Consider the following 12552-nt stretch of genomic DNA (forward strand, 5'->3'; position numbering starts at 1 on the left):
GATGAAATCCCGATTACTCTTAGCTGTTATAGTTTTTATTGGCGGTCAGTTAAATGAAAGTTTTGCTGCAACTGTTGATACGGTAATTACCCGAAGTGCAGCCATGCAAAAGGATATTAAGGCAGTGGTAATAAAACCTGAAAACTATGAGGAAGCTGCTAAACGTTTTCCGGTAGTTTATCTGCTTCATGGATACAGTGGCAATTATTCCAACTGGATCCAAAAAGTGCAGAACATCAAAGATGATGCAGATCGGTATAATCTGCTGATCGTTTGTCCGGATGGCGGTTTTGGCAGCTGGTATTGGGATAGTCCGGTTGATCCTGCTTATCGATATGAAACCTATGTTGCAAAAGAACTGGTAAACTGGGTGGATCGTCAATACAAAACAATTGCATTACCGGAGGGAAGAGCAATAACCGGATTAAGCATGGGCGGACATGGAGCTTTGTACCTCGCCTTGAAACACAAGGATGTTTTTGGTGCTGCAGGTAGTATGAGTGGGGGAGTAGACATTCGCCCATTTCCAAATAATTGGGATATGTCCAAACGGTTGGGAAACTATGCAGATAATAAAACAGTGTGGGAAGAGCGAACGGTTATCAATCTATTACACCTGGCTGAACCCGGTAAACCTGCTCTGATTGTGGATTGTGGTACGGAGGATTTTTTTTATGAGGTGAATGAACGGCTGCACACGGAATTATTGTACAGAAAAATTCCGCATGAATACTATACAAGGCCGGGAGCACATAATTGGGAATACTGGACCATCGCGGTGCGATTTCAGTTATTGTATATGCATCAGTTTTTTCAAAAAACAAGGCATTAATTATGACTGATCATTCTCAACCGGATGCCACCTCCCTCAGTTTTGCCGTAAGGAAAAGGTTGTGCCGGTGATCCTGTATTGTCAAGCGTCCTGGCCGAATAGGTCCAGTAGCGCAATTCTTTATAAATAAGCCCGATGTTTTTGCCATAAACTTCCACACTATAGGTGCGATAGGCATCCAGATCAGGATTTTCAGGTTTTTCATTCTGAACACCCAGTGCTTCATCGGCCTGTAGTACCGTGATGGTATTTTCTATGGGCGTGTCAAATGGACTAAAGGGTTCTCCAATGGCAGTATAACTGTATTCCCATGCATCCAGATAATCCAGCGGTCCACCCGGAGTTGTATTGATATGCGTATTACCTCTCCAAACGGTATTCTGATTAATTGGGAAAATCAGTTTTTGAAAACGAAGATTGTTTTCAATTACTTCCACACCCTTTCTCAACGGTGTTACCATATAGGTCATGTTGGAAGTCCAGTCCTGCTCGTTGGTACTCCCAACCGGGCGTAGGTAACGAAATACACGCCAACTGCTTCTGCCCAGGTTATCAGTAATTTCCGCATCAACTACATCTTTGGCTTCATAACTGATGGTAGTAAACGCGGTATCATTGAAAGGTGTTTTTACAATGGAGTCGAGTTGATAAACAATTGTTTTTCCGGGTTCAAGCGCCATATATTCGGATGCGTCTTCGAAATCAGGCTCGGCTGTTTCTTTTCCGCAGGAAACCAGGCTTATCACCCCTGCCAGCAAGAGCCAGCTGCCAATTGTTTTTCTCATAGCGATGTAACGATTTTCCGGTTGGTTTATTGCTTATTGAAGATCGATGACAGGGCGTTGAATAATGCCGCCACCGATCACATCATTTCCTTCGTAAAATACAGCACTTTGTCCGGGTGCAATCCCTTTAACTTCCTCAAAGAACCGAACTTCCACGCCTGTTTCGTTGGCATGCAGGGTGGAGAGCGAACCCTTATCCTTATAGCGGATTTTTGTGGTTGCTTCCATAGTGTCGGGAAGTCCCTCGTATTTCATCCAATTGATTTTATTCACCTGCATAGTGGAACGATTCAGGTCTTCCTCATCTCCAAGAACAACGGTATTGGTTTCAGGAAAAATACCAGTAACATATACCGGTTTACCCAAGGCAATATCAAGCCCCTTTCTTTGTCCGATTGTATAAAAGGGATAACCTTTATGCTTGCCCAGGATTTTCCCGGATTTGTCAACAAACAAACCGCCATCCACCCGATCTTCCAGGCCGGTTACCTTTTTCTTTAGGAAACCACGGTAGTCATTATCCGGAACAAAACAGATTTCATAGCTCTCCGCTTTTTTAGCGAGTTCAGGGTAGCCGAAATCGTGCGCCATCTGGCGGATTTCGGTTTTTCGATAATTACCCAATGGAAGCAGGGTTCTGCTTAGGAGGTCTTGTTGCAATCCCCATAATACATAACTCTGGTCCTTGGTTTCATCCAATCCCTTACTAATATAAAAACGACCATTACTGTGCTGATGAATATTCCCATAGTGGCCGGTTGCAATGAATTCACAATCCATTGCATCTGCTCGTTTAAGAAGCGCCCGCCATTTGATATGGGTATTGCACATCACACAGGGATTAGGCGTGCGGCCGGCAAGGTATTCGTCTACAAAATTTTCAATTACAAAATCGCCAAATTCTTCGCGGATATCCAACACAAAATGCGGAAATCCGTGTTGTACGGCAGCCATCCGGGCATCATTGAAGGAGTCCAGATTGCAACAGCCGGTTTCCTTTTTACTGGTTCCCGAACTGGCATAATCCCAGGTTTTCATGGTAATTCCCACCACTTCATAGCCCTGTTCGTGTAACATCAGGGAAGTAACGGTACTATCTATACCGCCACTCATTGCCACCAGCACTTTTCCTTTTCTGCTCATTTTGCTCTGAATTGAATTGGCAAATATACGAACTCTCCTCTTTCACCTTTCCTTCCTATCTTCCGGTTGTAGATATTACACATATGAGAATATTATTATTTATTGTTTTCTTATTGTCAGGATTGATTATCCGGGGCCAGGAACTGAGTTATTACCTGCCATCAACTCAAACCTACAATCCTGCTGTGCCTAAACCGGAAGAAGTCATCGGTCATAAAGTTGGGGAATGGCATATAACGCACGACCGGCTGGTAATGTATATGAGAGCCCTGGCCGCTGCGGCTCCTGATCGGATCCAATTACAGGTGATGGGTACCAGCTATGAAGCAAGACAGCAGGTCTTGCTTACGATCACGAGTAAAGAGAATCATCGCCAGTTAGAAAATATCCGGAAAGAGCACCTGCGTTTAAGTGACCCGGCGTTTACGGGTTCCATTGATTTGGAGCGTATGCCGGCGGTTGTTTACCAGGGATTTTCGATTCATGGAAATGAACCAAGCGGTGCCAATGCAGCAATTTTAACAGCTTACCATTTGGCAGCAGCAACGGGTGCAGCCATCGATTCCTTATTGAAAGAGGTGGTCATATTATTTGATCCATCCTTTAATCCGGATGGACTTAACCGTTTTTCAACCTGGGCAAATATGCACCGTAGTCAGCATTTGGTAACAGATCCCGCTTCAAGAGAATTTAATGAAGTATGGCCGGGAGGGCGATACAATCACTACTGGTTCGATCTTAACCGGGATTGGCTGCCTGCCCAACATCGGGAAAGTCAGAATCGATTGAATATCTACCAGCATTGGCGTCCGAATATACTCACCGATCACCATGAAATGGGAAGTGATGCAACTTTCTTTTTTCAGCCCGGAGAACCAAGTCGGGTGAATCCGCTGACGCCGGTAAAAAATCAGGAACTGACACAGGCTGTTGCGAATTTTCATGCAAAATACCTGGATAAAATCGGCTCCCTGTATTATACAAAAGAAGGCTATGATGATTTTTATTATGGAAAAGGCTCCACTTATCCGGATGCACAGGGATGTATCGGAATTTTGTTTGAGCAGGCATCTTCACGCGGACATGCACAGCAAACAATAAACGGTGTGCTGACATTTCCATTTACGATCAGGAACCAGTTTACTACAACCCTGTCCACATTGGCTGCTGCCCGCGCAATGCGAACCGAACTGTTGCAATACCAGCGAAATTTTTATCAGCAGATGGCAAAAGAGGCAAAAGCTTCTCCGGTTAAAGGCTGGGTTTTCGGTAATGAATCTGATGAAACCCGCACCGGAATTTTTGTGGATATGTTGAAAAGGCATGAAATAAAGGTGGAGCAGTTGCAACAGGATGTTTCGATTGGTAAACAGTCCTTCAAACAAGGCAGCAGTTACCTGGTAAGAACGGAACAACCTCAATACAAATTGATTCAAACTTTCTTTGAGAAAATTCCTGAATACAAAGACAGCCTGTTTTATGATATAACAGCCTGGACGATGACAATGGCAATGGGCTTGAATAACAGCAGTCTGAATGCTGCTCAATTGGGAGCCTTAAAAACTACACCGGTAAATGTATGGAAAGGAACTAAAGGGACCGTCAACGCGGATACTTCAGCATATGCTTATGCATTTGAATGGAGTGAATACAATGCGCCTAAAATGTTGAATAGTTTACTGAAAAAAGGAGTGGTTGTGCGGGTTGCAACAAAAGAATTTACTACTGGTATAAATGGACAACCGAAAAAATTTCCTTTGGGATCATTGCTCATTCCGGTACAATTGCAATCGAAATCGCGGGGGGAATTATTGACTATCATGAAGGATGAAGCCCGTTTGAATAATATCAATGTGGAAGGAATTTCAACCGGAATGTCAATGGGTGGAATTGATTTGGGCAGTCGTTCACTTCAGCCGGTAACGGATCCCTCCATTGCGATGTTGGTAGGACCAGGAGTAAGTGCGCTCGATGCAGGAGAAGTCTGGCATTTACTGGACCAGCGATATGCGATGCCACCCAGCATGCTGGAAGCATCGGTATTTAATCGGATCAACCTATCGGGCTATAACACCCTGATTTTGGTTGGAGGAAATTATGCTGCTTTTCAGACGGATAAATTAAAAGCATGGGTTCAGGCTGGCGGATCGCTGATCCTGACAGAAGATGCGATTGAATGGGCGAAGCAGGCAGGATTGGTGAAACTGGAATTTAAGAAAACAGCCCCAGTTCTGGATAGTACGAAACAATTTCCCTATGCACAACGATCTGCAATTGTTGGTGCACAACAAATAAGGGGCGCCATTTTAAATGCGCAGGCTGATCTTACCCATCCATTGACCTACGGTTATGAGGAGAATACCCTGTATTTGTTTAAACAGAATAATGTGTTCATGAAAATTCCATCCAATCAGTTTGCTGCTCCGATTCAATATGGAACCCAGCCTCTGGCCAGTGGGTATATTTCACAACAGAACCTGGAATCGGTGAAAAAATCGGCAGCCGTAGTGGTGCAGGCGGTGGGCAGTGGCCGGATTATTTGTATTGGTGATAATCCCAATTTCAGGGCTTATTGGCTGGGAGGAAGTAAGCTGTTTATGAATGCCATCTTTTTTGGCAGATTGATTGATGCCGGATCTGCCCGTGCGGATGAAGACTAACCGAAAGTTATTAACAAGGGTGAAAGAACGGTTTTTTGATGGGATAGGCTACCGTATATTGCCAGTTCAAAATACTATTTACGTAGCTAAAATTGGTAAGTTATGATCAAGCTTCAGGTAATCGGAAATCTCGGCAGAGATTGCACAGTGAATAATGTAAATGGCCGTTCCGTTATGAATTTTACAGTGGCACATACAGAGCGGTACAGAGATGCGCAGGGGAATCAGCAGGATAAAACCATTTGGGTGGATTGTGCCTATTGGTCAGATCGTACTGCTGTGGCTCCTTATCTGAAAAAAGGAACACAGGTGTATGTGGAAGGAACTCCGGAAGTTCGGACTTATGCAAAAAATGATGGATCAACAGGTGCATCCCTATCCATGCGGGTGCTGAATGTTCAACTCCTGGGAGCAAGGCCAGAGGGACAGGGAGGTAGATATACACAGGGACCTGCACCAGCACAAGCTGCTTCACCGGCGCCGGTTAGTATGGACCATGGCGGGGATGATCTTCCATTTTAAATTTTGCCAGAGATTTTTATAACGGGTGCACCAATTATGGTGCACTTTTTTTATTGTTTCTTTGCAGCATGGCTGAAACACTTGTTCCTTACGAAACCCTGGTCAGTTTTACCAGGCAGTTATTTGAATCCATCGGTTGTTCCAAAGAAGATGCAGAAACTGCTACAACTGTTTTATTGAGTGCTGATTTGCGTGGTATTGATTCGCATGGTATAGCACGCCTTAGCGGATATATCCGCTTATGGGAAGCGGGAAGAGTAAAGGCTAATCCTTCCCTCCGTATTATTCATGAAACACCTTCAACCGCTGTGGTGGACGGCGATAGTGGATTGGGTTTGGTGGTGGCGCCGTACGCCATGCAGATTGCCATCCGAAAAGCAGCAGCGGTAGGAACAGGCTGGGTAAGTGTTCAGAACAGTAATCATTATGGAATTGCAGGGTGGCATGCTATGATGGCGCTGGAGCAGGAAATGATTGGAATAAGTATGACCAATGCCAGTGCGTTGGTGGCGCCTACCTTTTCAGCTGAGCGTTTATTGGGAACCAATCCGATTTGTGTGGCGATACCTGCGGGGGAGGAGCCGGCATTTGTTGCAGATATGGCAACCACAACTGCTGCTAATGGCAAGCTGGAGATTTTACAAAGAAAAAACCTGGAAGCTCCTATCGGATGGATTCAGGATGCGGAAGGTAACCCAACATCCGATGCGCATGCATTGAAAACAGGCGGAGCTTTATTGCCATTAGGCGGTGATCGCGAACATGGCAGCCACAAGGGTTATGCGCTTGGGGCGATTGTTGATATTTTTTCAGCAGTTTTAAGTGGTGCCAATTACGGTCCATGGGTACCGCCTTTTCCGGCCTATGTACCCATGCCAACGGGTATGCCTGGTAAAGGAATCGGACATTTTTTTGGCGCGATGCGGATTGATGCCTTTCGTCCGGCTGCTGAGTTTAAAAAGGATATGGATCAGTGGATCCGGCGGTTCCGGGGGGCAAAGACAGTGGAAGGTGCGGATTCTGTGCTGGTGCCGGGTGATCCGGAAAGGGAGTTGGAAGCGATCCGGAAAACAGCTGGGATCCCCTTATTGCCTGCCGTAATCGATGATCTTCAATCTCTGGCGCAAAAATTTTCGATTCCACTACGATTGGTGTAAATTCGCTGCCGCTTAATCATTGATTGGGCTGTTTTGTTTAATATTTTTTAATGACAGGTTGTGATTTCAACCTCTCGCAAATCAACTGTTGATGAAAGTAATGAAGTTCGGTGGTACCTCTGTTGGGAAACCGGAGAGAATGCACCAGGTAGCCCAGTTAATAACAAAAGACGGGGAAGCAAAAATTGTAGTGCTGAGTGCACTCAGTGGTACCACCAATACACTGGTATCCATTGGCGATGCACTTTCCAAAGGCGATAAAGCCGGAGCAAAACAAATTGTTGATCAGCTGGAGGCACACTATAAACAGTTCATACTTGATTTGCTGAAAAAGGAAGAAACCAGAGCTAAGGCGAATGCACAGATCAGCGAACATTTCGAGTTTCTGAATATCATTACAAAAATCTCCTTTAATGATGCGCTGAATAAGGATATCCTTGCGCAGGGCGAATTAATGAGTACCAAATTATTCTCCCTTTACCTGGAAGAGCAGGGTATAGATCATGCCTTGTTGCCAGCGCTGGAGTTTATGAGTATTGATGCCAACGATGAGCCACAGGTTGCTGCTATCCGTAAGAAGCTGAATGCAATATTGGCTGCACATTCCGCTAAAAAATTATTTATCACACAAGGATATATTTGCCGGAATGCCCGCGGTGAAGTTGATAATCTGAAAAGAGGTGGAAGCGATTACACTGCTTCTCTGGTTGCTGCAGCTACGAATAGTTCAGTTTGTGAAATCTGGACGGATATTGATGGCATGCACAATAATGATCCCCGTGTTGTGGACAAAACAGTTCCTATTGAGCAACTGAGCTTTGAAGAGGCTGCAGAGCTGGCTTATTTCGGTGCAAAAATTTTGCATCCTACCTGTATCTGGCCTGCACAGCAGGAGCGTGTTCCGGTGAAATTACTCAACACTATGCAGCCGGAAGCTGCAGGTACAACTATTACCCAGGAAGCAGGCTCTGTTGGTGTTAAAGCGATTGCAGCAAAAGACGGCATCATCGCAATAAAAATAAAAAGCAGCCGGATGTTGCTTGCTTACGGATTTCTGCGTAAAATTTTTGAAGTTTTTGAAAAGTATCGCACCCCGATTGATATGATTACCACTTCAGAGGTTGCGGTATCGGTGACAATTGACAGCGATGTTTTTTTGAAAGAAATTGTAAAGGAATTAGAGCCATTTGGAACAGTAGAAGTGGATCGCGATCAGAGTATAGTTTCCATCGTAGGCAATGAAATCGCAGAAACCAAAGATGTACTGAGTAGGTTATTTGATTCGTTGAAACAAGTACCGGTACGAATGGTAAGTTATGGTGGCAGCCGTCATAACATTTCCCTGCTCATTCCTTCCACATTCAAACAACAAACCCTGCAACTCCTCAACTCCGGTCTGTTCGGCCTTTAGGTGTCAGACAGGTGTTAGAACGTTGTTAGAGAGACGTCAGATACATGTTAGAACACAATTCTAATATGTATCTGATACGTATTCTAACACCTGTCTGATACCTGTCTAACTGGTATCTGACGTCTTTACCTCTTCTTCAGGATCAGGTCCTGGTCAAACATCCATTGGTAAACGAATTTCATCCATTCCACATCACTGGTTGGATTCTTCATCCCAAACCCATGTCCCCCTTTTTCATAGGTGTACATATCATGTTTGACCTTCGCCTTTTCAAGGACATCCATAAGTTTCAGGCTGTTGTCAATCTTTACGGTTCGGTCATCCTTGGCATGCACCAGGAAAACAGGGGGTGTTTTTTTCACTACCTGATTCTCCAAAGAGAAAAATTTAACCTGCGCTGGATCTGCCTCTTTTCCCAATAAAGCTTCACGGCTGCCCTTATGCGCAAATTCATCTGCAAAACTGATAACAGGATAAACCAGAATGGAGAAATCCGGACGTAAGGATGTTTTCAGCGGATTGCTGATAAATGCCTGATCAAAATGTACAGTTGCTGATCCGGCAAGATGACCGCCCGCACTAAAGCCCATTATCCCGATCTGCTTCGGATTCAATTGCCAGAGTTTTGCCTTTTCCCGCACCAACTGAATAGCACGCTGTGCATCCTGTATAGGGCCAATGGTTTTGTTTTCCATTATCTCATCCGAAGGCAGTCGGTATTTTAGAACAAATGCAGTAACACCCCATTCATTGAATTTTTTAGCAACCTCCTCTCCTTCATGTCCCGCTGCCAGAACCCGATAACCCCCACCCGGACAAATAATCACCGCCGTGCCGTTTGATTTGGACGCATCAGGCAGGTAAGCGGTTAGGGTTGGTTTACTTACACCGGAAATTATTAATCGACCACTTCCATTGTTTTCGGATTTCTCCACCAGATTTCCAGGCCTGGAATTTGGAATAGAGTCCTCCGGATAGAGGTCAAATACATCCTGGGCAGACAGGTTCAGCGCTAGAGTTGTCATCAAAAAAAATAGGATGAACGCTTTCAGTTGAATTGCTTTCATCCTATGAATATAAAAACAGAATGTGAAATATCAGAAACTCATCTGTTAAATCACCAGCATCGCATCTCCATAACTGAAGAAACGATACTTGTCCTTAATGGCTTTTTTGTAAGCTTCCATCGCCAGATCATAACCGGCAAAGGCGCAGGTCATAATCAGCAAGCTGGTTTTTGGCAGATGAAAATTCGTAACCAGGGAGTCGGCAATTGAAAACTCATAAGGCGGGTGGATAAAGTGATTGGTCCAGCCTTCTGATGGCTTCAATAATTTTTCTGCCGTAAAGGATGATTCAATGGCACGCATGGTGGTGGTTCCAATTGAACAGATGCGGTGATTATTTGTCTTTGCCTTATTTACAATCTGGCAAGCCATATCATCGATTCGGAAATATTCTGCATCCATCTTGTGTTTGGAAAGATCTTCCACTTCAATTGGTCGGAACGTACCAAGACCAGTATGCAGCGTTACCTCAGCAAACCGAATCCCTTTGATTTCCAGACGCTTGATCAGCTCCCGGCTGAAATGCAATCCGGCTGTTGGTGCTGCAACAGCTCCTTCATGTTTTGCATATACAGTCTGGTATCGCTCTTTATCTTCCTCATCCGGCTTGCGCTTGATGTATTTTGGCAGCGGAGTTTCTCCAAGGAATTCCAACATCTGACGGAATTCTTCATCAGTTCCTTCCCATAAAAAACGAATGGTACGTCCACGGCTGGTGGTATTATCAATTACCTCCGCAACCAGTTCATCATTTTCACCAAAGTAAAGTTTATTTCCAACCCGGATTTTACGGGCCGGATCAACGATAACATCCCATAACCGATTGGGTTTATTCAACTCACGTAACAGGAAAACTTCAATTTTTGCACCGGTTTTTTCCTTGCGGCCATACATACGCGCAGGGAAAACTTTTGTATTATTTACAACGAATACATCCTTGTCATCAAAATATTCAAGGATATCACGAAATGTCTTATTCTCAATGTTTCCGGTTTTCCGATGAACAACCATCAGACGGCTGTCTTCACGTTTTTTCGCAGGGTTTTGTGCAATAAGGTTGAGGGGCAGATCGAACTTAAACTGTGATAACTTCATGTATAAAATGGTTTTTACAACCATCAGCCACACGACACAAATCGAAATCCCGGGAAGAGGGGGGTGTCTTGTACAACCCGGACTTACGGCTCCGGATTTGTTATCATGTTACGGCATGATGTTTAAATGGGTGCAAAGGTAGGATTTTATTATCAATCCAACCAATTTCCCTGGCCAGGTATGGCCGCCAGTAATTGCCGGGTTACCGGAGATAAAGGATGGTTTATAACCTGCTCAGTTTCACCTATTTCTGCAATTTTTCCGCTTTCCATTACCAGGATCCGATCACTGATATATTGAACCACCGCAAGGTCATGGGTGATAAATACCGCAGTGAAACCAAATCCGGCTTTCAATTCATTGATCAGGTTTAATACCTGGGCCTGAACACTAACATCCAATGCGCTGACACTTTCATCAAAAACTATAAACCGGGGTTCCAGTGCCAGGGCGCGGGCAATCCCAATCCGCTGTCTTTGTCCGCCACTGAATGCATGCGGGTAACGATGGTAATGTTCCGGTAGCAGATGTACCCGTTCCAATAACTCAATCACTTTCTCTTTTTGCCTGGATGCCTTCATTTCCGGTTGATGCACCTGCAGGGTTTCCCTAATCGCTTCCCCAATCGTAATTCTTGGATTAAGGGATCCATAAGGATCCTGAAAAACCAACTGAATATCTTTCCGCAGCTGCCTCCAGTCCTTTTTGGGAAGTTTGGTCAGGTCTTTTCCTTCCAATGTTATAGTGCCATCCGTAATCGGAATCAATTGCAATAATGCACGGCCAAAACTTGTTTTGCCACATCCGGATTCACCCACAATACCAAGTGTTTCTCCTTTATAAATTTCGACACTGAGGTCATCAACCGCCTTTGTGAATTCAACCGCTTTCCCAAATAGTGGAGCCCGTTTCGGATACCAGATTTTTAAGGATTTTACCTGCATGATTACCTGTTTTTCAACAGGCATGTTATCAGGCGATGTTTCGTGTAGCCGGTTGCTGACGAGTGCTGCTTTTGGTGTTGTTGATAAAAAATCATCCACCACCGGTAACACCTGACCTTTTTTATAGAGAATTGGTCTGCAGGCAAGAAGTGCTTTTGTATAGGGATGTTGCGGATTTGAAAATAGGGATTCACAGGTTCCGGTTTCTACAATTTCCCCTTTATACAATACGATTACCCGATCTGCGAAATCACGAACCAGTCCGAGATCATGTGTAATAAACAACAATCCCATATTCGTTTGTGCCTGCAGGTTGGTTAGTAGTTCCAATATGCTTTTCTGCACCGTTACATCCAATGCCGTTGTTGGTTCATCCGCAATCAGGAGAGATGGCTGGCAGGAGAGTGCCATCGCGATCATAACCCGCTGTTTTTGCCCTCCGCTTAGTTGATGCGGAAATTTTTTCAGAACATGTACGGGGTCTGGCAAACGAACCTGTTTGAAGAGTTCAATTACTTTATTTTTGGCTTCTGTTCTGCTGCATTTGGTATGTGTGCGAATCGCTTCCATTACCTGATTGCCGCAGGTAAAAACAGGATTCAATGCCGACATAGGTTCCTGAAAAATCATGGAAATATCCTTTCCTCTGATTTGGCGAAGATCAGGCTCAGCAAGAGTTAGCAAATTGTCTGCATGCAGCCCGTTTTTGCTGAATATTATTTCACCTGACTGGTAACGGGTAGTTTTCTCAGGTAAGAGTTGAAGAATGGAAAGAGAACTGACAGATTTGCCAGATCCCGATTCACCCACAACCGCAACAATTTCTCCTCTGTTGATGTGAAATGAAATTCCATGGAGGGCTGTCCGGATTTCATTCTGCTGATTGAATCCTACCGTCAGATTTCGAACTTCCAGCAAGGGTAGCGGTGCAGCCAT

At 44.5% G+C, this 12552-nt stretch carries 10 protein-coding genes; 5 read left to right on the top strand and 5 right to left on the bottom strand.

From position 1 onward, the window contains the following. Position 1: 1 nt before the first annotated feature. Positions 2-832: an alpha/beta hydrolase gene (locus B2746_RS09075; protein ID WP_290792535.1), complete on the top strand. Its 831-nt coding sequence runs from the start codon at positions 2-4 to the stop codon at positions 830-832. Here the strand turns inward: B2746_RS09075 and B2746_RS09080 are convergent. Next, on the bottom strand, positions 829-1617 hold the full coding sequence (locus B2746_RS09080; protein WP_290792536.1) for a hypothetical protein: 789 nt from the start codon (positions 1615-1617) through the stop codon (positions 829-831). The genes B2746_RS09075 and B2746_RS09080 overlap by 4 nt on opposite strands. A 33-nt stretch (positions 1618-1650) precedes the next feature. Then, positions 1651-2760 (bottom strand): tRNA 2-thiouridine(34) synthase MnmA, encoded by a 1110-nt coding sequence (mnmA, locus tag B2746_RS09085; RefSeq protein ID WP_290792537.1) that lies wholly within the window; start codon positions 2758-2760, stop codon positions 1651-1653. 83 nt (positions 2761-2843) lie between these two features. On the opposite strand from mnmA, the gene B2746_RS09090 reads away from it, so the two are divergent. From B2746_RS09090 to B2746_RS09105, 4 genes are all read left to right on the top strand, one after another. Further along, positions 2844-5420: a M14 metallopeptidase family protein gene (locus B2746_RS09090; protein WP_290792538.1), complete on the top strand. Its 2577-nt coding sequence runs from the start codon at positions 2844-2846 to the stop codon at positions 5418-5420. Between the two features lie 102 nt (positions 5421-5522). Continuing rightward, the gene (locus B2746_RS09095; RefSeq protein WP_290792539.1) at positions 5523-5942 is read left to right on the top strand and encodes a single-stranded DNA-binding protein; all 420 of its coding nucleotides are present in this window, start codon (positions 5523-5525) and stop codon (positions 5940-5942) included. A 68-nt stretch (positions 5943-6010) separates the two neighbouring features. After that, entirely contained in the window at positions 6011-7099 is a 1089-nt protein-coding gene (locus B2746_RS09100) for an Ldh family oxidoreductase (RefSeq protein WP_290792540.1), read from the top strand. 91 nt (positions 7100-7190) lie between these two features. After that, positions 7191-8510 (top strand): aspartate kinase, encoded by a 1320-nt coding sequence (locus B2746_RS09105; RefSeq protein ID WP_290792541.1) that lies wholly within the window; start codon positions 7191-7193, stop codon positions 8508-8510. Positions 8511-8635: 125 nt separating this feature from the next. Here B2746_RS09105 and B2746_RS09110 read toward each other — a convergent pair whose 3' ends face one another. The 3 genes from B2746_RS09110 to B2746_RS09120 all read right to left on the bottom strand — a co-directional run bounded on the left by B2746_RS09110 (position 8636) and on the right by B2746_RS09120 (position 12552). Continuing rightward, positions 8636-9577 carry an alpha/beta hydrolase gene (locus B2746_RS09110; RefSeq protein ID WP_290792542.1) on the bottom strand — a complete coding sequence of 314 codons (942 nt, stop codon included), beginning with the start codon at positions 9575-9577 and terminating at the stop codon, positions 8636-8638. A 45-nt stretch (positions 9578-9622) separates the two neighbouring features. Then, the gene (gene queA, locus B2746_RS09115) at positions 9623-10672 is read right to left on the bottom strand and encodes a tRNA preQ1(34) S-adenosylmethionine ribosyltransferase-isomerase QueA (RefSeq protein ID WP_290792543.1); all 1050 of its coding nucleotides are present in this window, start codon (positions 10670-10672) and stop codon (positions 9623-9625) included. A 152-nt stretch (positions 10673-10824) separates the two neighbouring features. Continuing rightward, a complete protein-coding gene (locus B2746_RS09120; protein ID WP_290792544.1) occupies positions 10825-12552 on the bottom strand; it encodes an ABC transporter ATP-binding protein in 1728 nt (575 codons plus the stop codon).

Origin of the sequence: Flavihumibacter sp. UBA7668 (assembly GCF_002483205.1) — a bacterium.
Lineage (GTDB): Bacteria > Bacteroidota > Bacteroidia > Chitinophagales > Chitinophagaceae > Flavihumibacter.